Source organism: Methylopila henanensis (genome assembly GCF_042681025.1).
GTDB classification, from domain to species: Bacteria; Pseudomonadota; Alphaproteobacteria; order Rhizobiales; family Methylopilaceae; genus Methylopila; species Methylopila henanensis.
In genome coordinates this window covers 54,113-73,447 of the sequence record NZ_JBHUER010000014.1, presented here as the reverse complement: position 1 = coordinate 73,447, position 19,335 = coordinate 54,113, and the positions used below count along the sequence as shown (strand labels likewise).

Annotated in this window: 18 protein-coding genes; 7 read left to right on the top strand and 11 right to left on the bottom strand. The window is 70.6% G+C overall.

Annotated features, from left to right (window positions below):
• Positions 1 to 40: 40 nt before the first annotated feature.
• The 10 genes from ACFSCV_RS19040 to ACFSCV_RS18995 all read right to left on the bottom strand — a co-directional run bounded on the left by ACFSCV_RS19040 (position 41) and on the right by ACFSCV_RS18995 (position 11,373).
• Complete coding sequence (locus tag ACFSCV_RS19040) at positions 41 to 745, bottom strand: ABC transporter ATP-binding protein (RefSeq protein ID WP_378801159.1); 705 nt, start codon at positions 743 to 745, stop codon at positions 41 to 43.
• Positions 738 to 1,547 (bottom strand): ABC transporter ATP-binding protein, encoded by an 810-nt coding sequence (locus tag ACFSCV_RS19035; protein ID WP_378801158.1) that lies wholly within the window; start codon positions 1,545 to 1,547, stop codon positions 738 to 740. Before ACFSCV_RS19035 ends, ACFSCV_RS19040 begins: the two co-directional genes overlap by 8 nt.
• Positions 1,544 to 2,587, bottom strand: coding sequence for a branched-chain amino acid ABC transporter permease (locus ACFSCV_RS19030; protein ID WP_378801157.1), 1,044 nt, complete (start codon positions 2,585 to 2,587; stop codon positions 1,544 to 1,546). The genes ACFSCV_RS19035 and ACFSCV_RS19030 overlap by 4 nt, the downstream gene beginning before the upstream one ends.
• The gene (locus ACFSCV_RS19025) at positions 2,584 to 3,456 is read right to left on the bottom strand and encodes a branched-chain amino acid ABC transporter permease (RefSeq protein ID WP_378801156.1); all 873 of its coding nucleotides are present in this window, start codon (positions 3,454 to 3,456) and stop codon (positions 2,584 to 2,586) included. Before ACFSCV_RS19025 ends, ACFSCV_RS19030 begins: the two co-directional genes overlap by 4 nt.
• 137 nt (positions 3,457 to 3,593) lie before the next feature.
• Entirely contained in the window at positions 3,594 to 4,754 is a 1,161-nt protein-coding gene (locus tag ACFSCV_RS19020; RefSeq protein ID WP_378801155.1) for an ABC transporter substrate-binding protein, read from the bottom strand.
• Positions 4,755 to 4,777: 23 nt separating this feature from the next.
• Positions 4,778 to 5,983 (bottom strand): xanthine dehydrogenase family Fe-S subunit, encoded by a 1,206-nt coding sequence (locus ACFSCV_RS19015; RefSeq protein ID WP_378801153.1) that lies wholly within the window; start codon positions 5,981 to 5,983, stop codon positions 4,778 to 4,780.
• Positions 5,980 to 6,828, bottom strand: coding sequence for an FAD binding domain-containing protein (locus ACFSCV_RS19010; protein WP_378801152.1), 849 nt, complete (start codon positions 6,826 to 6,828; stop codon positions 5,980 to 5,982). Before ACFSCV_RS19010 ends, ACFSCV_RS19015 begins: the two co-directional genes overlap by 4 nt.
• A complete protein-coding gene (locus ACFSCV_RS19005; protein ID WP_378801151.1) occupies positions 6,825 to 9,209 on the bottom strand; it encodes a xanthine dehydrogenase family protein molybdopterin-binding subunit in 2,385 nt (794 codons plus the stop codon). Before ACFSCV_RS19005 ends, ACFSCV_RS19010 begins: the two co-directional genes overlap by 4 nt.
• Positions 9,206 to 10,069: an alpha/beta hydrolase gene (locus ACFSCV_RS19000; RefSeq protein WP_378801174.1), complete on the bottom strand. Its 864-nt coding sequence runs from the start codon at positions 10,067 to 10,069 to the stop codon at positions 9,206 to 9,208. Before ACFSCV_RS19000 ends, ACFSCV_RS19005 begins: the two co-directional genes overlap by 4 nt.
• A 17-nt stretch (positions 10,070 to 10,086) precedes the next feature.
• Positions 10,087 to 11,373 (bottom strand): amidohydrolase/deacetylase family metallohydrolase, encoded by a 1,287-nt coding sequence (locus ACFSCV_RS18995; RefSeq protein WP_378801150.1) that lies wholly within the window; start codon positions 11,371 to 11,373, stop codon positions 10,087 to 10,089.
• 148 nt (positions 11,374 to 11,521) lie between these two features.
• Between ACFSCV_RS18995 and ACFSCV_RS18990 the strand changes: the two genes are divergently transcribed.
• Positions 11,522 to 12,013 carry a MarR family winged helix-turn-helix transcriptional regulator gene (locus tag ACFSCV_RS18990; protein WP_378801149.1) on the top strand — a complete coding sequence of 164 codons (492 nt, stop codon included), beginning with the start codon at positions 11,522 to 11,524 and terminating at the stop codon, positions 12,011 to 12,013.
• Positions 12,014 to 12,041: 28 nt separating this feature from the next.
• Here the strand turns inward: ACFSCV_RS18990 and ACFSCV_RS18985 are convergent, their stop codons facing one another.
• Positions 12,042 to 13,433 (bottom strand): aminotransferase-like domain-containing protein, encoded by a 1,392-nt coding sequence (locus ACFSCV_RS18985; protein ID WP_378801148.1) that lies wholly within the window; start codon positions 13,431 to 13,433, stop codon positions 12,042 to 12,044.
• A 125-nt stretch (positions 13,434 to 13,558) separates the two neighbouring features.
• Here ACFSCV_RS18985 and ACFSCV_RS18980 point away from each other — a divergent pair, with 125 nt between their 5' ends.
• The 6 genes from ACFSCV_RS18980 (at position 13,559) to ACFSCV_RS18955 (ending at position 19,034) form a co-directional block, all read left to right on the top strand.
• A complete protein-coding gene (locus ACFSCV_RS18980) occupies positions 13,559 to 14,419 on the top strand; it encodes a DMT family transporter (RefSeq protein ID WP_378801147.1) in 861 nt (286 codons plus the stop codon).
• Between the two features lie 85 nt (positions 14,420 to 14,504).
• On the top strand, positions 14,505 to 14,876 hold the full coding sequence (locus ACFSCV_RS18975) for a DUF971 domain-containing protein (protein WP_378801146.1): 372 nt from the start codon (positions 14,505 to 14,507) through the stop codon (positions 14,874 to 14,876).
• A gap of 31 nt (positions 14,877 to 14,907) precedes the next feature.
• Entirely contained in the window at positions 14,908 to 16,647 is a 1,740-nt protein-coding gene (locus ACFSCV_RS18970) for a fumarate reductase/succinate dehydrogenase flavoprotein subunit (protein ID WP_378801145.1), read from the top strand.
• Positions 16,648 to 16,659: 12 nt separating this feature from the next.
• The gene (locus ACFSCV_RS18965) at positions 16,660 to 16,893 is read left to right on the top strand and encodes a 4Fe-4S dicluster domain-containing protein (RefSeq protein WP_378801144.1); all 234 of its coding nucleotides are present in this window, start codon (positions 16,660 to 16,662) and stop codon (positions 16,891 to 16,893) included.
• Positions 16,894 to 17,029: 136 nt separating this feature from the next.
• The gene (locus ACFSCV_RS18960; RefSeq protein WP_378801143.1) at positions 17,030 to 17,992 is read left to right on the top strand and encodes a HEAT repeat domain-containing protein; all 963 of its coding nucleotides are present in this window, start codon (positions 17,030 to 17,032) and stop codon (positions 17,990 to 17,992) included.
• Between the two features lie 247 nt (positions 17,993 to 18,239).
• Positions 18,240 to 19,034 carry a Crp/Fnr family transcriptional regulator gene (locus ACFSCV_RS18955; protein WP_378801142.1) on the top strand — a complete coding sequence of 265 codons (795 nt, stop codon included), beginning with the start codon at positions 18,240 to 18,242 and terminating at the stop codon, positions 19,032 to 19,034.
• Positions 19,035 to 19,335 lie beyond the last annotated feature (301 nt).

Below are 19,335 nucleotides of genomic sequence, written 5' to 3'. Positions count from 1 at the left end.
CCGCCGGGTTATAGGGCGCGTCGCGCCGCCGGCCGCGTCGTCAGCCGCCGAGATAGGCCTCGCGCACATGCGGGTCGGCGATCAGCTCCGACCCGAGGCCCCGCTTCACCACGCGACCGGTCTCGATGAGATAGGCGTGGTCGCAGAGCTCAAGCGCGGCGAAGGCGTTCTGCTCGACCAGCAGCACGGTCGCGCCGCCGTCGCGGATCGCCTTGATGATGCGGAGCGTCTGCTCGACGATCGTCGGCGCGAGGCCGAGCGAGGGCTCGTCGAACATCACGAGCTTCGGACGGCTCATCAGCGCCCGGCCGATCGCCAGCATCTGCTGCTCGCCGCCGGACAGCGTTCCCGCCGCCTGATGCCGGCGCTCCGCGAGCCGGGGGAAGTCGGAATAGACCCGGTCGTAGTCCTGCCGGACCTGGATCGGATCCTTCCGGAGATATGCGCCCATCGCGAGGTTGTCGGCGACGCTCATGTAGGGAAACACGCGCCGGCCCTCGGGACAGTGCGCGATCCCGAGGCTGAGGATGCGGGCGGGGTCCGCTCCGGCGATGTCTTCGCCGCGGAAGCGGATCGTCCCCGCGCGCGGCTTCACCAGCCCCGAGATCGTCCGCAGCGTGGTGGACTTGCCGGCGCCGTTGGCGCCGATCAGCGCCACCAGCTCGCCCTCGCCCACGTCGAGGCTGATCCCCTTCAGCGCCGACACCGGCCCGTAGCCGCATTCGAGGTCGCGGATCTCAAGCATGGGCGGCTTCCCTTTCGGCCTCGCGGGTCGCGGCGCTCTTGCCGAGATAGGCCTCGATGACCGCGGGATCGGCGCGGATCTCTGCCGGCGTCCCGTCGGCGATCAGTTTGCCGTGGTTCAGCACCACGATGCGGTCCGAGACCTCCATCACCATCGGCATGTCGTGCTCGACCAGCAGGATGGTGACGCCCTTGTCCCGCACCGAGCGGATCAGGCGCACGAAATTCTTGGTCTCGGACGCGTTCATGCCCGAGACCGGCTCGTCGAGCAGCAGCATCGACGGGTCGGTCGCGAGCGCCAGCGCGACGCCGACGAGCCGCTGCTCGCCATAGGAGAGCGAGCCGGCGCGCTCCTCGGCGCGAGCGCTCAGACCCACCCACTCAATCAGCTCGCGCGCTCTGGCGCGGCGCGCGGCCTCGCCGGCGCGCTCCTTCGGCAGGTTGAAGATGGCGTCGAGCAGGCTCGCGCCGCCGTCCTCGCGGTGCAGGCCGATCAGCACGTTGTCCAGCACCGTGTCGTCGGGAAACACGCTGGTGCGCTGGAAGGTGCGGGCGAGACCGAGCCGGTTGATGCGGTTCGGGGCGAGGCCGGCGAGGCTCGCGCCCTTGAAGCGCACCTCGCCCGTAGTCGGCTTCAGGAAGCCGGTGACCACGTTGAACGCGGTGGTCTTGCCGGCGCCGTTCGGGCCGATGAGGCTGAGGATCTCGCCGGGCCGAACGTCGAAATGCAGGTCGGAGATCGCGACGAGCCCGCCGAAGCGCACGCCGACATGCTCGACCGAGAGGATGGGTTGGTCGCTCACCGCTGGCCCTCCAGCTGGGGTTTCGCGGCCGGCGCCGGGCCATGCGCGCGGCGCGCCCTGCGGGCCGCGAACCAGTCGTCGACGTAGGGCGCGATGCCCCGCGGCATCAGGAACAGGATCAGGATGAGCACCGCGCCGTAGACGATCCACTGCGCCTCGGGCGCCATGTAGGGCCGCAGCGCCACCGGCAGCGTCCCGAAGATCAGGCCGCCGATCACCGGGCCCGCGAGCGAGCCCTTGCCGCCCGAGACCACCATGATGACCATGGTCACGGTGTAGGCGAACAGGAACACGTCCGGGTCGATGATGCGGAAGTAGTGCGCGTAGAGGCTGCCCGCCGCGCCGGCGATCGCGGCGGAGAAGGTGGCGGCGACGGTCAGCGTCTTCGTGGCGTTAACGCCGACCGACATGGCGAGCTGCTCGTTCTCCTTCAGGCCCCGCATGGCGCGGCCGAAGCGCGAATGGACGAGCCGCGCCACCACGAGATAAGCGAGCGTGGCGACGCCCAGCATCAGGTAGTAGTTCTGGACCTTGGTGCGGAGCGTCAGCTCGCCTAGGCCGGGAAAGCCGAGCTTCATCTGCGGGATCGAGGTGAGCGCGAGCGGACCCTGCGTCAGCTCGATCCAGTTCAGCGCGACGAGCCGCACCACCTCGGCGAAGCAGATCGTGACGATGACGAAGTAGGCGCCGCGCACCCGGAACGACAGCCGGCCGACGACGTAGCCAAAGAAGCCGGACACGACGATCGCGACCAGGAAGCCGATGAAGGGATGCCAGCCCTCGTGGATCACGCGGACGTCGCCGAACAGGCCGACGTCGAAGCCGAGCGCGGTGAGCGCGCTCGCGTAGGCGCCGATGCCGAAGAAGGCGATGTGGCCGAGGCTGAGCTGGCCGGTGTAGCCGAGCAGCAGGTTCAGGCTGATGGCGCCGATGGTGAAGATGCCGCCGGTGATCAGCGCGTTGAGGAGATAGGGGTCCTTCAGGCCGAGCGGCAGCAGGGCGAGGACGACGAGGACGACGGGCGGGAGATAACGGGTCATCCGACGCGCTCCGCGCGGGCGAACAGGCCGGTGGGCTTCATCAGCAGCACGGCGATGATGATCAGGAAGCCCATGGCGTCGCGGTAGCCGGACGAGACGTAGCCGGCGCCGAACTCCTCCGCGAGCGCCAGCACGAAGCCGCCGATGGTGGCGCCCGCGATCGAGCCGAGGCCGCCGAGGATGACGATGGCGAAGGCCTTCACCGCGGCGAGGTCGCCCATCTGCGGGAACACGACGTAGACCGGCCCGAGCAGCGCGCCGGCGGCGGCCGCGAAGCTCGATCCGAGCGCGAAGGTCGCGGTGTAGATCAGGCGCACGTTGACGCCCATCAGCGCCGCGGTGTCGGCGTCCTGGAAGGTGGCGCGCATGGCGCGGCCGAGCCGGGTGCCGTTGATCATGGCGTAGGCCAGCGCGATCAGCGCGGCGGCGGCGAGCAGCACGAACAGGCGCAGCCACGAGATCGAGACGCCGGCGAACTGCAGCGGCGCGTCCGGGAACGGCGACGGGATCGCCTTGGCGACGCCGCCGAAGATCCAGAGCGTGCCGGACTGCAGGATGATGCCGGCGCCGATCATCATCAGCATGGTGGTGTCGATGTCGGCGCCCCTGAGCGGCCTGAGCAGCGCAAGCTCGATCAGCGCGCCGAGCGCGAGGCCCGCGACGATGGCGAACGGCAGCGCCAGGAAGAAGTTCATCCCGAGCGCGGTCGAGGCGAGGTACATCGCGTAGGCGCCGAAAGTGTAGAGCGCCCCGTGGGTGAAGTTCACCACGTTCATGATGCCGAAGATCAGCGTCAGGCCGATCCCGAGCAGCGCGTAAGCGCCGCCCAGCACCATGGCGTTGACGAGGTGTTGCAGGAACTGGTCCACGGAGGGCTCCGTTCGTGAAGTTCGCGGCCGTCATGCCCGGCGGAGCCGGGCATCCACGACTTGGGCGTCGAGCGTTTTAAGTCGTGGAGCCCGCGAAGGCGGGCATGACGGCCGCGTGGTTTCAGGCCGCCTAAGGATCAGAGCTTCACTTCGGCGATCTGGCCGTCCGAAATCTCGATCAGGTAGACGCCAGGCTTGGACTGCCCGCTCTCCTTGCCCTCGGGGCCGGACTTCGCGAACTTGATCGGGCCGTTGAGGCCGGTCAGCTCGACGTCCCAGAACGCCTTCTGGATCGCCTTGGACTCGACCGAGCCGGCCTTCGCGATCGCCGCGGCGATGGTGCGGACGCCGTCATAGCCGCGGAAGCTTTCGGTCGTCCCCGCAAACGGATAGCCGCGCTTCTTCCATTCCGAGAGGAAGTACTCGGTCGCCTTCGGGTCCGGGGTCTTGTCCGGGGCCCAGGGCAGGAAGGTGGTGAGATGCATGGTCTTCTCGGCCGCCGAGCCCGCCTGCGCCACGATCTGGTCCGGGTTCTGCGAGCCGCCGGTGGTGACGACGCGCTTCTTCACGCCCATGGCCGCCATCTGCTTGAACACCAGCGTCAGCTGGTCGACCGCCGCGGTGATCATGATCGTGTCGGCGTCGGTGCCTTTGATCTTGGCGAGCTGGGCGCTCATGTCCTGCGCCGCGGCGTCCATGGTCTCGGTCAGACCGACCTCGACGCCCTTCGCCTTCAGCATCTTGCCGAAGTCGGCCGCCGCGCCGCGGCCCCAGTCGTTGTTGATGACCAGGAAGTCGACCTTCTTGATCCCGAGCTTCTCCACCATCGGCGCGAACATCTCGGCCTCGAGCGCCGAGGGCGGCGAGATGCGGAACACGAAGGGGTTTCCGGATGTCGTGATCTTGCCCGACGACGAGGTCTCGACCAGCATCGGAATCTCGTACTCCTCGAGCTTCGGCATCACCGCGAGGGTGAGGCTCGAGCCCCAGGCGCCCATCATCACCGGCGTCTTGTCGGAGGTGATGAGCTTCTCGGCGACCGCGGCGGCCTCGGTCGGATTCGACTTGTTGTCTTCGATCACGAGCTGGATCTTCTTGCCCAGCACGCCGCCCTTGGCGTTGATCTCGTCGGCGGCGATCTTCGCGCCGTTGACGACATAGGCGCCGGAGGCCGCGAACGGTCCGGTCAGCGGCTGGTTGACGCCGATCTTGACAGTCTCCTCCGCGACGGCGGGCGTCGCCATCAGTCCGAGTGCCAGGGCGGCGATCGATGCTATGCGGTGCGTCGGCATGGCCATCTCCAAGGGTTTTCGAAACATGCTCATCGGCGCGCCCGGAGGCGCGCCAGCCAGGACGCGATCCGGCCGAACAGCAGGCTGGTCGCGAGGCGTAGGGGATTGAGGCCGGGCGAACCGGGGCCGGCGTCTGGGGCGCGGCCGGCGAGCCGCGCCTCCAGATTGCGGGCGAAGTCGGCGACGAGCCGGCCCGCGATGTCGCGCACGAGGCCGGGCCGGCCGAACTGGGCGATCGGCCCCTTCAGCGCGTAGCCGACCGTCAGCCGCACCTCCGAACCGCCGTCCGGCCCGTCGACCACGCGGTAGCGGATTTCGCCCTGCGCGCCCGAGCGGCCGTCCGCGCCGGCGCCGAGGATGCGGCCGGAGCGCTCCGCCTCGTCGCGCGCGATCATCGCCGCGCCCCGGAAGGCGACGGCGATCGGACCGAGCGCGACGCGGATGCCGCCTTCGGCGCGGTCGGGCGAAGGCATGGCGTCGACGAAGGCGCCGGGCAGACACTCCGCCACCGCGCGCACGTCGCCGAACAGCGCGAACACCCGTTCCGGCGGGAAGGCCACGACGAAGCTTTGCTCGAACGTGTGGGCGGGCGCGAAGTCGGACACCGCGACGGCCGAGGTCGACGGAGCGGCGATGGGCTCGATCGGCGCGGCGCGCTCACGGGGCGCCGCCGTCGCGCAACGCGCGCCCACAGGCCCAAGCCCCCGCCCCTCGCCCGAAGCCGGCCCGATCCCGCGCGCGCGGCGGTCGGCGATGACCTGCTGGATCGCGCGCACGATGCCGAGATAGCCGGTGCAGCGGCAGAGGTTTCCCGCGAGGCCGACGCGGATGCGGCGCTCGTCGGGCTCGGCCAGGCGGAGCGCGAGGTCGCGCGCCGTCACCAGCATGCCCGGCGTGCAGAAGCCGCACTGCAGCGCGTGTTCGCGGTTGAAGGCGGCGCGGAGCTCGGCCATCAGCGCGTCGTCGTCGAAGCCCTCGATGGTGACGACGTCCGCGCCCTCGCAGGTCGCGGCGAAGGTCAGGCAGGACCGCGCCGGCTCGCCGTCGACCAGCACCGTGCAGGCGCCGCAGACGCCGTGCTCGCAGCCGAGATGCGTTCCGGTGAGATTGAGGTCCTCGCGCATGAAGTCCGCAAGGTGCGTGCGCGGCTCGACCTCGGCCGCGACGGCGCGGCCGTTGACGGTGAGCGCGACCGGCGTTGCGCCCGCGCGGCGGAGACGGACGGGGGCGTTCACGCGGCGCTCCTGAGGGTCGGAGGCGTCACGTCGAAGGCCTGCGCCAGCGCGCGGCCCAGCGCCTCCACATGGATGTGCCGGTCGACGGCGTCCTCGACGCCTGCGGCGGCGAGCCGCCGGTCGGCCTCTTTTCGATCGAGGCCCGTGGAGCGATCGAACAGCGCAAGCGCGTCCTCGATCACCAGCGGCGGCGCGTCGATCGCGCCGGCGACGGCGCGGGCGATCCCGCGCTCGGGGTCCACCAGCGCCGCGCCGATCGCGTGGGCGAACTCGCCGATCTTGCGGGCGTGCTTGACGTAGCCGAGCCGCGCCGCGCCCGAGACCAAGGGCACGCGGACGGCGACCAGCAACTCGCCGGGCTGAAGCGCGGTCGCGAGCGCGCCGGTGACGAACGTCCCGACGCCCAGACGTCGCCGGCCCGAGCGCGAGGCGATCTCGATCTCCGCGCCGAGCGCCGAGAGCGTCGAGACCCAGTCGGCCGCGGGGTCGGCATGCGCGAGGCTGCCGCCGATCGTTCCCCGGTTCCGCACCGCGCGGTAGGCGATGCCCGAAGCCACGCGCGCCAGCATGTCCCGCCCGACGTCCGGCGCGCGGCCGTCCTCGAAATCGGCGTGGGTGACGCAGGCGCCGAACACGAGGGCGTCGGCCTCGCGGTCGATGCGGCGCAGCTCCGGAATCCCGGCGATGTCGACCAGAAGATCGGGCTCGACCAGGCGGAGGTTCAGCATCGGCCCGAGCGACTGGCCGCCGGCCAGAACCTTCACGAGCCCAGCGGTCTCACCGAGCGCCGCCAACGCCTCGGATAGGTCGCGCGGGCGAACAAGATCGAAGCGCGACGCCTTCATGCCGCGCTCCTGTGCGCGCCACGCGCCTCGGAAGCGCTTTTGCGCGCGGACAGAACCGCCTCGACGATGCGGCGCGGGGTGACGGGCGAAACCAGCATCTCGACGCCGAGCGGGCGCAGCGCGTCGTTGATCGCGTTGGCGAGAGCCGCCGGAGGCGCGATGGCGCCGCCTTCGCCAATCCCCTTCACGCCGAAGCGGGTGTAGGGCGACGGCGTCTCCATGTGGTCGATGCGCGGGCTTGGAACCTCGGCCGCGCCCGGCAGCAGGTAGTCGGCGAAGGTGGACGCCAGCGGCTGGCCGCTCGCGTCGAACGGCATCTCCTCCAGCAGCGCGGTGCCGACGCCCTGCGCCAGCCCGCCAAGAATCTGGCCGTCGACGACCAGCGGGTTCACCAGCACGCCGCCATCCTCGACGATGACGTAGTCGAGGATCTCGACGCCGCCGATCTCCGCGTCGACCGCGACCACGACCGCGTGAGCGGCGTAGGAGAAGGTGCCGCTGTCGCGGACGGGCTTGTAGCCGGCCGTCACCTCAAGCCCGCCCCCGTGCGCGTCGGCCGGCAGGTCCTGCGGGCGCCGGTACCAGACGCGCGCGATCTCGGCGACCGTGGCCTCGCCGTTCGGGCCGACGACGGCGCCGGCCTCGAACCGGACGTCCGCAGGATCGGCCTGCAGCAGATGGGCGCCGATCGCGGTGAGCCGGCCTACGAGTTCGGTCGCGGCCGCCGCGACCGCGCCGCCCGTCATGACCATCATGCGCGAGCCCCAGGCGCCGGTGGAGTACGGCGTCATGGCGGTGTCGCCGTGGACGACGCGGATCTTCGCGACCGGCAGACCGAGGATCTCGTTCGCGACCTGGGCGAGCGTGGTTTCCAGCCCCTGACCGTGGCTGTGCGCGCCGATCCGAAGCTCCAGCCCGCCGTCGGGCGTCACGCGCGCGCCGGCCTGCTCGTGGCCCGGCACCATCGGGATGCCCCAGCCGGAATAGACCGAGGTGCCGTGCGCGGCCTGCTCGCAATAGATCGACAGCCCGAAGCCGATGCGCCGCCCGTCCGGCTCGCCCGCCTTCTGCCGCGCGCGCACCGCATCGACATCGATCGCCTTCACGGCGCGGGTCAACGCCTGTGGGTAATCCCCGCTGTCGAAATGCTTTTTCGTGATGTTGTCGAACGGCATCTGCTCGGGCCGCACGAGATTCCTCAAGCGCACCTGCTCCGGCGTCAGGCCGGCTTCGACCGCGACCGCGTCGAGCGCGAGCTCCAGCGCGAAGCAGACGCCGGTGCGCGCCACGCCGCGGTAGGGCAGGATCGGCGCCTTGTTGGTCGCGACCGACCAGGTCCGGCAGCGATAGGCAGGGAAGTCGTAGGGGCCCGGCAGGATGCTCGCGACCTGCGCGGCTTCGAGGCAGGCCGAGAACGGATAGGCGGAGTAGGCGCCGCTATCGACGATCGCCTCGCAGTCGACGCCGCGGATCGCGCCGTCGCGGTCGGCGTAGACGGTGATCTCGTAATGGTGCTCGCGGCAGTTCGCCCCCGCCGTCAGGTGCTCGCGGCGGTCCTCGATCCAGCGCACGGGATGGCCGCAGCGCAGCGCCAGCCAGCCGAGGCAGACCTCCTCGGGCAGCAGGATGCCCTTGTAGCCGAACCCGCCGCCCACGTCCGGCGCGGACACGCGAATGCGGCCCTCCTCGATCCCGAGGCATTCGGAGAGGCCGGAGCGCACGATGTGCGGCATCTGGCAGGCGGTGTGGACCGTCAGCTGGTCCAGCCGGCGGTCGAGATGGGCCACGACGCCCCTGCCCTCCAGAGGCGCCATGCACTGCCGGCTGGTGGAGATCGAGCGGCTGACCTTGATCGGCGCGTCGAAGGCCTTTTCGATGCCGACGTCCACGAAGGTCTCGAGGAAGACGTTGTCGCCCCAGTGCTCGTGGACCAGCGCCGCGCCGGGCTCGCGCGCGAGACGCATGTCGTGGAGCGCCGGAAGCTCCTCGAGATCGAGCTCGACGCGGGCGGCGATGTCCTCGGCCTCGGCGCGGGTCGCCGCCACGCACATGGCGACGAGTTCGCCGACCTGCCGGACCTTGCCCGAAGCGAGCACGGGCTGCTCGGAGACCTTGAAGCCGGGCAGGCCCGAGACGGCGCGGATCGGCGCCACGCCGTCGAGATCGTCGGCGACGAACACCTGCGCGCGGACGTCCTCCGGAATCCGGATCCCGCGGATGCCGGCGTGGGCGAGCGGGCTGCGCACGAAGGCGACGTCCTGCATGCCGGCCATCCGGATGTCGGCCACATACTGGCCGCGGCCGCGCATGTAGCGGTCGTCCTCCTTGCGCGGCAGCCGCGCGCCGACGCCTTCTCCGCGGGCCCCGGACGCGGCGCTCATGCGGCCTCCGACCGGGCTTTCGCCTCGGCGAGGATCGCGAGCGCGGCCTGGGTCAAGGCGCCCTCCGGCGAACGGAGCTCTTCGAGGATCGAGAAATGGTCCGCGCCCGCGATCGGGATCAGCGGACCGGCCGCGCCCTCGGCCGTACGCTTCGCGTGCAGCGCCTGGGCGTCGCGGACGAGCGCGGGGACCTCGGCGGTCCCGTAGGCGATCGCCATCTGCTTGTTCACGACCGGCAGCGAGAGCGGCGAGAGCGTCTCGATCTCGCGGTCGGTCAGGTTCAGCGCCGCGTTCAGGAAGGTGTCGCGGATCGGCCCAAGCGCGTAGACGCCGGAGATCGCGAGCCCCGCCCTGACCGAGGAATGTCCGAGCAGCATGGCGGTGAGGTGCCCGCCCGCCGACCAGCCGGCGAGCACGATCGGGCCGTTCAGCCCGTGCTGGCGGCCCTCGCGGGCGAGCCAGTCCAGCGCCTCGCCCAGCTCCGCGACGATCTCGGTGAGGCTCGCGTCCGGCGCGAGCGTGTGGCTCGGCATCGCGACCGACCAGCCGGCCGCGACCGCGCCTTCGGCGTAATGCGCGAACACCTCGCGCGAGTTTTTCTGCCAGTAGCCGCCATGGATGAAGACGAGACAGGGCGCGTCGCGGTCGGCGGACGGGTAGAGGTCGATGCGGTTGCGGGGTTTCGGCCCATAGGCGAGATCGAGCTTCGCGCCATGGCGCGAACGCCAGTCCGCTGCGAGCTCGTCGCGCTCGGCCGCCCAGGCCGCGCTGTTCGCCACCGCCGCGACGTTGTTGTAGGCGGCGTCGCGCTCGTCTTGAGACAGCGTCTCCCAGACGTCCTGCGGCGCGGGTTCCGCCATGTGGGCGGCCGGGGCGCTCACGCCGCGATCGCCTGCGGCAGGATCGGGCTGTCGGCGTCGATGCGCTTGCCGGCGCGCAGGCAGAAGGCAGGCTGCAGCAGGCGCTCGGCGATGACGCGGTAGTCCTCGTTGTCGCGCAGCACGAAGCGGCCGCGGACGTCGTCGAGCACGGACACGTCCGCCGTCCGCCCGACCGCGAGCGAGCCCAGCGTGTCCTCCATCTGCAGCATCTTCGCGGGATGCGAGGTGACCATCTTGACCACCTCCTCCAGCGGGATGCCGAGCGTCATCATCGAGCTCATGGCCTGGGTCAGGCTGAAGCGCGCCTGGCCCTTGAAGGGGTGGTTCTCGTCGTCCTCGTGCTCTTCCGGCGTGCCGAGCGGCACAGGAATCTCGGGCACCTGCGTGTTGTAGCCGTGCATGTCGGCGCCGAGCGTGTGCGGGATCACGCCGGCCGCGAGAGCCTGCTTGGCGAGGCGGTAGGAGAAATGCGACCCGTGGCCGACGTCGACCTTCAGGCCGCGGTCGAGCGCCGCCTGGATGACGTGGTGCAGTTCGCCCTCACGGTTCACGAAGCCGCCGGGATGGCGCGTGAAGGGATGGGCCAGCACGTCGCCCTCCTTCAGCAGCGGGATGACGCGCTCGAGGATGGTGTCGGCGTCCTCGCCGTTCTTCCCGCTCTCGGGCAGGCCCCAGAGCTGGCCGAAATGGACGTAGAGCGGCACCTCGGCGCGGCGCGCGATCTCGGCGGCCATCTCCATGACCTTGATGCCCCAGCGCGCGAAGCCGCCAATCTCGGCGTGGCCCTTGATCCCGCGGACGAGGTCGCGGTTCGCGGTCGCCGAGCGCACGGTCGCTTCGATGTCGACGCAGTCGGGGCTGTAGAGGTTGGGATAGAAATGGCCCTCGAGGCCGCCCACGAGATAGGCGGAGAGGAAGGCCAGCACGTTGGTCTCGGACGGCTCGGCGATGAACTTGCGGAAGCCCGGCAGCGTCATGCAGGACGGGCCGCCCTGGTCGATCACCGTGGTGACGCCCGAGCGCACCCCGACCATGTCGGGATCAAGCCCGAAGCGGCCGGTGACGTACTGGTAGATGTGGCCGTGGGTGTCGATCAGGCCCGGCAGCACCAGCCTGCCGGAGACGTTGACGACCTCGGCCGCCGCGCTCGGCAGGATCGCCTCCTCGACCGCGGCGATCTTGCCGGCCTTCACCGCGACGTCGCGCACCCCGTCGACGCCGGAGGCCGGACAGATCACCCGTCCGCCCTTGAGCACCAGATCGTACCGTGTCGCGTCCGCCATTCGTTCCTCCATCCCGCAGGCCGCCCGGTTTGCCCGGCGGCGCGAAAAAGCGAAGTATGCTTCGCAATTCCTCATGCAGGCGGCATGCCATTTGGCGAGCGGCTTGCAGGGCGAAAGCCCGGAAGAGCCTTGCAGCGGGACCCTACGCGTGAGCGAAAACGCCTCAGATTCAAATTGTTACAAAGAAATTTGGCCGCTGATCGAACGTCCCGGATTTCTGGCGCGGCGGCTTCATCAGATCCATGTGAGCCTGTTCGCCGAGCTATGCGCCACGTTTCGGATGACGCCGCTCCAGTACAGCCTGCTGTCGGCGCTGGCGGTCCTCGACGAGGCCGACCAGACGACGCTGGCGCGGGCCGTCGCCCTCGACCGGACGACGACGACGGGCGCGCTGAAACGCCTTGAATCCCGAGGACTTCTGCAGCGCGTGACCTCGGCGCAGGACCGCCGCGCGCAGGTGTGCCGGATGACCCCTGAAGGGGCCTCGCTGCTCAGCGCGATGGAGGCCTCGGCGCGCGCCGCCCACGAGGCCACCGTCGAGGCGCTGGACGCCGACGAGCGCGCCACCTTCCTTGAGTTGCTGAAACGCGTGGTGACCGCCCATGACGGGCGTCGGGCGGAAAACCTGCGCGAGAGTTAGGCGCGCCGCGCCCGATTGTTATGCAGGATCATTTCCGCGCCGTGGCGCGCGCCAGCACGTCGTAGACCCGCGGGTCGCCGCACTGCGCCACGTTGAAGCGCATGAAGCCGGAGGCCGTGCGCGAGACGCTGAAAACGTCGCCAGGCGCCAGCACGACGCCTTCGGCCAGCGCTGAGGTTGCGACGGCCGCGGCGTCGAGGCCGTCCGGCAGGCGGCGCCAGAGGAACAGACCTGCCCGCGGTTCGGTCCATGGCGCGAAGCCGAGCCGCGCGAGCTTTGCGTCCACGTCCCGCATCGCGAGCGACAGGCGCCGGCGGAGCGCCTCCACATGCCGGCGGTAGCCGCCGTCGCCGAGCGCGCCCGCGATCAGTTCGGTCGCGGCGGGGCTCGCGGCCCCGAAGCCGGTCGCGACCTGCAGGTCGATCAGACCCTCGATCCAGTCCGCCCGCGCCGCGATGTGCCCGCAGCGCACCGAGGCCGACAGCGTTTTCGAGAAGCTTCCGATCCGGATGACACGGGCGAGCCCGTCGAGGGCTGCGAGCCGCGGCGTCGGCTCCGGCTCGAAATCCGCGAAGATGTCGTCCTCGACGATGACGACGTCATGGGCCGCCGCCAAGCTCAGCACGCGGTGCGCGACCTGCGGCGAGAGGCTCGCGCCGGTCGGGTTGTGGAGGCCGGAATTGGTGAGGTAGAGCCGCGGTCGTCGCTCCGCGAGAACCTTCTCGAACGCCGCGAGGTCCGGGCCGTTCGGCGTGAAGGGCGCGCCGACGATCTCGACCTGATGGGCGCGCAGCAGCGCGAGAAAGTTGAAGTAGCAGGGGTCATCGACCAGCACCGTATCGCCCGGACGGAGCAGGAAGCGGCAGACGAGATCGATCGCGTGGGTGCCGGAGGCCGTCAGGATGATCTGGTCCGGCGCGGCCTCGACGCCCTGGTCGGCCATGCGGCGCGCGAGCAGACGGCGCAGCGCGGGCGAGCCGCGCGCGCCGCCGTAATCGGCGAGCGTGGCGTCGTCGGCGCGCGCCAGCGCCCGGATCGCCCGCCGAAGCTCCGTCATGGGCATCCAGTCCGCCGGCAGCCAGCCGCAGCCGGGCTTCAGCGTCTCCGGGCCGGCGTCGAGCGACTGGCGCGACACCCACAGCGGATCGACGGCGCGATCGAGCCTCGGCCCCACCTCGGCGAGCGTCAGCGGCGCGGCGCCGCCGACGACATAGAAGCCCGAACCGCGGCGGGACCGGATCAGGCCCTCCGCGGCCAACCGGTCGTAGGCCTCCACCACCGTGGAGGGCGACACCCGCATCGCCGAGGCGAAACCGCGGATCGACGGCAGCCGGTCGCCGGGGGCGAGCGCGCGGCCCGTCACCCGCCGGCGGATCGCGTCCATCACCTCGGCCGTGCGCGTCGTCTCGGCAAGGCTCATGCCGCCCCCCTGAACTGTATGGCTTTCGCCTGCATAACAGTTTTACTGGATTGTACTGCTCCGTCTCTGGCGGCGCCAGTCCCTCCCCGCTAACGGTCGACGCCGCGACAGGGCGGGAGGACGGCATGGGACGGGCGATGGAGGGCTGGGGAAGCGGCCTGATCGGCGTAATCATCTTCAGCGGCTCGCTGCCGGCGACGCGGGTCGCCGTCGGCGGCCTGCCGCCGCTGTTCCTGACCTCGGCGCGCGCGGCGATCGCCGGCGCGCTAGCGGCGGCGCTGCTGCTCGCGCTGCGTCAGCGGCGCCCCTCCCGCGCGGACCTCGTTCCGCTCGCGATCGTCGCGCTCGGCGTCGTCGTCGGCTTCCCGCTGCTGACCGCGATCGCGCTCGAGCGCATCACCTCGGCGCGTTCGATCGTCTTCATCGGCCTGCTGCCGCTCGCCACCGCCCTGTTCGCAGTCGCGCGCGCCGGCGAGCGCCCGAAGCCCGCGTTCTGGCTGTTCGCGATCGTCGGCGGGCTGTCGGTCGCAGGCTTCGCGCTCGCGACCAGCGCCGGCGGCTCGCTCGCCGGCGACCTGCTGATGGTGGCGGCGGTCGCGGTCTGCGGGCTCGGCTACGCCGAAGGCGCCGCGCTGTCGCGCCGGCTCGGCGGCTGGCAGGTCATTTCCTGGGCGCTGGTCGTCGCGCTGCCGGCGGCCGCGCCGTTCGCGCTCGCGACCGCGCCTGCGACCTGGGACGGCGTCGGCGGCGCGGCGTGGCTCGGCCTCGCCTACGTCTCGGTGTTCAGCATGCTGGTCGGCTTCGCGTTCTGGTACCGCGGGCTTGCTCTTGGCGGCGCCGCCGGCGTCGGCCAGCTCCAGTTGCTGCAGCCGTTCTTCGGCCTCGCGTTGGCGGCGCTGCTGCTTGGAGAGCCCGTGGCCTGGCCGATGTTCGCCGCGACCGCGGTCGTCGTCGCCTGCGTGGCGGGCGCGAGGCGCTTCGCCTGAGGAACGCCGGCCGCCGGCAACTAATTGCTGTCTCCGCCCCGCGGTTTCCCCTCCTCTTGCAGGCACGATGCGAGAGGAGAACGCGATGGAGCATCCGCTCGAACGGATCGCCGGGGGCCAGCCGCCCTTCGATCCGGCGGACACGCCGGCGGAAGCCGCCGTCCGCGACGCCGGTCGGGAGCTCCGGCTGAGCTTCCACGACGGCGACGGCGCCACGCTGTCCGCCGAGACGCTCCGGCTCGGCTGCCGCTGCGCCTGGTGCACCCGCGCCCGCGCCGACGGACGTTTCCCCGCAGCGTTTCCCGGCGTGGCGATCACGGCGATCGAGCCGCTCGGCGGCTACGCCGCGCACATGACCTTCGATGACGGGCACGACCGCGGGATCTACCCGTGGACCTATCTTCGCCGCCTCGCCGCGGGCGAGACCCCCCCGACGCTTCCCGCGCGCGCCGCCTGAACCGACCCCCGCGAGCCAGACGAGACATCTCATGAGCGAGCCCAAGACCGAGATCATCGAGACCGACCTGCTCGTCATCGGCGGCGGCACCGGCGGCCCGATGGCGGCGATCAAGGCCAAGGAAGCAAATCCGAAGCTGCGCGTCGTCCTGATGGAGAAGGCCAACGTCAAGCGCTCGGGCGCGATCTCCATGGGCATGGACGGCCTGAACAACGCGGTCGTGCCGGGCTACGCCACGCCCGAGCAGTACGTGAAGGAGATCACCGTCGCGAACGACGGCATCGTCAACCAGAAGGCGGTGATGGCCTACGCCACCGGCTCCTTCCCGATGATCCAGTACCTCGACAAGCTCGGGGTGAAGTTCGAGAAGGACGGCTCCGGCGAGTACAACATGCGCAAGGTCCACCACATGGGGACCTACGTGCTGCCGATGCCAGAAGGTCACAACGTCAAGAAGGTGCTGTACCGGCAGCTCCGCCGCCTGCAGGTGGCGGTCACGAACCGCTACATGGCGACCCGGCTGCTGAAGGCGCCGGACGGCCGCATCGCCGGCGCGGTCGGCGTCAACACCCGCACCTCCGAGTTCCTGGTGGTGAAGGCGAAGGCCGTGATCCTCGCCTGCGGCGCCGCCGGTCGCCTCGGCCTGCCGGCCTCCGGCTACATGTTCGGCACCTACGAGAACGCCGCCAACTGCGGCGACGGCTACGCCATGGCCTACCACGCCGGCGCCGAGCTCGCGAACCTCGAGTGCTACCAGATCAACCCGCTGATCAAGGACTACAACGGCCCGTCCTGCGCCTACGTCACCGGCCCGTTCGGCGGCTACACCGCCAACAACAAGGGCGACCGCTTCATCGAGTGCGACTACTGGTCGGGCCAGATGATGCTGGAGTTCTGGCGCGAGCTGCAGTCGGGCAACGGCCCGGTCTACCTCAAGATGGACCACCTCGCCGAGGAGACGATCTCCGAGATCGAGACCATCCTGCACACCAACGAGCGGCCCTCGCGCGGCCGGTTCCACGAGCGGCGCGGCAACGACTATCGCAAGCAGCCTGTGGAGATGCACATCTCCGAGATCGGCTTCTGCTCGGGCCACTCCGCCTCGGGCGTCGCGGTCGACGAGTTCGCCCGCACCACCGTGCCCGGCCTTTACGCCGTCGGCGACATGGCGAGCGTCCCGCACAACTACATGCTGGGCGCTTTCGTGAACGGCGGCATCGCCGGCGCCGACGCGGCCGAATACTGCGCCGGCGTCGACCTCCCGGCCTATGACGAGGGCTATCTCGCCGCCGAGAAGGAGCGCGTGTTGGCGCCGACCCGGCGCGAGGACGGGCTGACGCCGCACGAGATGGAGTTCAAGACCCGCCGGCTGGTGAACGACTATCTCGAGCCGCCGAAGGTGACCGCCAAGATGCGGATCGGCCAGCGCCGCTTCGCCGAGATCCGCGACGACCTCTCGGCGCTCTGCGCCCGCGACCCGCACGAGCTGCTGCGCGCGCTCGAGATGCAGACCATCCTCGACTGCGCCGACATGGCGGCGGCGGCCTCGCTCTACCGCACCGAAAGCCGCTGGGGCTTCTACCACCTGCGCGTCGATCACCCCGAGACCAACGACGACGAGTGGTTCTGCCACACCGCCCTCTACAAGGACGAGAACGGCCAAATGGCCCACGCCAAGCGCGCGGTCGACCCGTACATCGTGCCCGTCGAGGCCGACGAGATGGCCGCCTACCACCAGCTCCGCGTGAAGACGCCGGCCGCGGCCGAGTGAGGAGACAGAGCCATGCCGATCATCACCCACGCCAAGAGCGCCGCGGTCGTCATCGACGACGCCAAATGCATCGCCGAGAAGGGCTGCACCGTCTGCGTCGACGTGTGCCCGCTCGACATCCTCGCGATCGACGAGGGGCGGAAGAAGGCGTTCATGAAGTACGACGAGTGCTGGTACTGCATGCCCTGCGAGGCCGACTGCCCGACCGGCGCGGTCAAGGTCAACATCCCGTACCTGCTGCGCTGAAGCCCCTCGTCATGCCCGCCCGCAGGGCGGGTATCCACGACTTGGCCGGGGCGGCGCTCGACCCCAAGGTCGTGGGTGCCCGGCTTCGCCGGGCATGACGGCGGAGAGCTTCGCCGAACCATCGGAGTTCGAATTCATGCCCGTTTTCGACGATTTCGACGACGACCTCGACGACCTGAAGGAGCGCGCGGCCGATCCGGACGCCGGCGTCCGGCGCGTCGCCATGATGGAGCTTGCGGAGCAGGTCGGCCCGGAAGCGATCGTGCTGCTGCTGAAGGGGCTGGGCGATCCCGACCCGGAGGTGCGCGCCGCCGCCGCCAAGGCGCTCGACGAGCATGACGGTCCGGAGGTCGTCGAGGGCCTGGTCGGCTCGCTCGAGGACCCGGACGAGGCCGTCCGCATGTCGGCGGCGGAGTCGCTCGCCGACAAGAAGGAGCCGTCCTGCGGCCCGCTGTTGATCGAGCGCGCCGAGCATTCCGATCCGTTCGTGCAGGCGGCGGCGCTCCGGGCCCTGCGCGAGCTGACGCTGCCGGACGCGCTCGCGGCGGCGCTCAAGGCTCTGCGCAACCCGGCCCCGGAGGTGCGCCGCGAGGGCCTCGGCGTCATCGGCTGGCTGAAAGCCGAGCAGGCGATGCCCGCGCTGATCGCGACCGCGTCCGACGAGGACCCGACGGTGCGCCGCGCCACCATGTCCGCGCTCGTGTTCGTCCGTCCGGGCGGCCCCGGTGCCTCGACGCTGGTCGCGGGCCTGTCCGACCCGCACTGGCAGGTGCGCGAGGAGGCCGCCGTCTCCGCCGCCAAGATCCGGCTGCCCGAGGCGACCGTCGCGCTGATCGACGCGCTTAGCGACGACGTCTGGCAGGTGCGGATCAAGGCCGCCAACGCCCTCGGCCGGCTGAAGGCCGAGAGCGCGGTCGACGCGCTCGGGCCCCTGCTCGACAGCGACATCCCGAACCTGCGCAAGGAGGCCGCCGCGGCCCTTGGCGAGATCGCCTCGCCTGCGGCGATCCCGGCGCTCGAACGCGCCATGGACGACCCCGATCCGGACGTGCGCAAGATGATCCGCTGGGCGCTGGGACGCTGCCACGCGGCGCTCTGACCGGTCGCCGCAGGGCGCTCCTCCCCTTCTCGAAACGACGAACGCGCCGGCCCTCGCCGGCGCGTTTTGCGTTGGAGCGCGCCTGCCCGGAATTAAAATGACTCAATCTATTTATTTGATATATTGAAGGCGCTCCGCCGAAGGCGAAGCGCCGCAATTGCGCTCAGTCTGCACGACTTTGAAGCTTTGAATTGGAATCATTCCGTGTTTTGCTGCAGTGCGAATTCGGGTTTCGGAGGACGGTGACGTGCAACCATCGACGGCCGTAGCCTGGCCCCCTCTCCAGTCCGCTCATCCCGCGATCGCCGCGCCCGCCGCCGCGCTGCTGCTGTCCGACGGCGAGGCGCAGACGACGACGCCCGGCGCGCAACGTCAGCGCCCGCTGCTCGAAGGCCTGACCGAGGGCGAGCGCCGCAAGGTGCTGGAGCGCGGCCGCAAGCGCGTGCTCTACCGCGGCGGCACGCTGTTCAGCCAGGGCTCGCCCCATGACGGCATCTACCTGATCGAGAGCGGCCGCATCCGCGTGTTCTACGCCGCCCCCTCCGGCCGCGAGATCACGCTCGCCTACTGGTATCCGGGCAACTTCGTCGGCGGACCGGAGGTGTTCGGCGGCGCGCCACACGTCTGGTCCGGCATGGCCGCGAGCAATTCGAGCGTCGTCCACCTGCCGGGCGCAGCCCTTCGCGACCTCGCGACCCAGATTCCCGCGCTCGCGATCGGGCTGATCGACGGGCTCGTGTTCAAGGGCAAGTGCTATTCGACCATGGCGCAGATGCTCGGCACCCGTTCGATCACTGAGCGGCTGGCCCATCTGCTGCTCCACCTCGCCGATCTCTACGGCGTTCCGGACGACGACGGCGTCCTGATCGCGGCGAGCTTCACCCATGCCGACCTCGCCCATCTCGTCGGCGCCACCCGGCAGTGGGTCACCATCAGCCTGAAGCGGCTCGCCGAGCGCGGCGTGGTCGAGGCGCGGCGCTCGGACATCCTGATCCGCCGGCCGGACGTGCTGTCCCAGATGCGCAGCAGCGGCGACGCTTAAGGACGTGATGAACCACGGCGTCATGCCCGCGCTTTCGCGGGCATCCACGCCTTAGGCGTGGATGCAACGCCCCAACAAGTCGTGGATGCCCGGCTCCGCCAGGCATGACGCCCTTGGTCCAGTCTTACCGGTCACGCGCCGGCTCAACCCACCCGAAGCGTTCACGCTCTCGGCGCCCCGCCGCCCATTCGCCGCGCACCAAAGCAAAGGCCTGCCGCTCAGATCGGCAGGCCTTCTTTTTTGGCAACTAATCCACCAGCGCACGGCCTCTCCGTTTGAAGCGGCCGCCTGTCGCTTCGAT

Bases quoted from the DNA above. Each gene is read 5' to 3' on its own strand.
- ACFSCV_RS19040 (WP_378801159.1), bottom strand. From the start codon at position 745: ATGCTTGAGATCCGCGACCTCGAATGCGGCTACGGGCCGGTGTCGGCG.
- ACFSCV_RS19030 (WP_378801157.1), bottom strand. From the start codon at position 2,587: ATGACCCGTTATCTCCCGCCCGTCGTCCTCGTCGTCCTCGCCCTGCTG.
- ACFSCV_RS19020 (WP_378801155.1), bottom strand. From the start codon at position 4,754: ATGGCCATGCCGACGCACCGCATAGCATCGATCGCCGCCCTGGCACTC.
- ACFSCV_RS19010 (WP_378801152.1), bottom strand. From the start codon at position 6,828: ATGAAGGCGTCGCGCTTCGATCTTGTTCGCCCGCGCGACCTATCCGAG.
- ACFSCV_RS19005 (WP_378801151.1), bottom strand. From the start codon at position 9,209: ATGAGCGCCGCGTCCGGGGCCCGCGGAGAAGGCGTCGGCGCGCGGCTG.
- ACFSCV_RS19000 (WP_378801174.1), bottom strand. From the start codon at position 10,069: ATGGCGGAACCCGCGCCGCAGGACGTCTGGGAGACGCTGTCTCAAGAC.
- ACFSCV_RS18995 (WP_378801150.1), bottom strand. From the start codon at position 11,373: ATGGCGGACGCGACACGGTACGATCTGGTGCTCAAGGGCGGACGGGTG.
- ACFSCV_RS18985 (WP_378801148.1), bottom strand. From the start codon at position 13,433: ATGAGCCTTGCCGAGACGACGCGCACGGCCGAGGTGATGGACGCGATC.
- ACFSCV_RS18980 (WP_378801147.1), top strand. From the start codon at position 13,559: ATGGGACGGGCGATGGAGGGCTGGGGAAGCGGCCTGATCGGCGTAATC.
- ACFSCV_RS18975 (WP_378801146.1), top strand. From the start codon at position 14,505: ATGGAGCATCCGCTCGAACGGATCGCCGGGGGCCAGCCGCCCTTCGAT.
- ACFSCV_RS18970 (WP_378801145.1), top strand. From the start codon at position 14,908: ATGAGCGAGCCCAAGACCGAGATCATCGAGACCGACCTGCTCGTCATC.
- ACFSCV_RS18965 (WP_378801144.1), top strand. From the start codon at position 16,660: ATGCCGATCATCACCCACGCCAAGAGCGCCGCGGTCGTCATCGACGAC.
- ACFSCV_RS18960 (WP_378801143.1), top strand. From the start codon at position 17,030: ATGCCCGTTTTCGACGATTTCGACGACGACCTCGACGACCTGAAGGAG.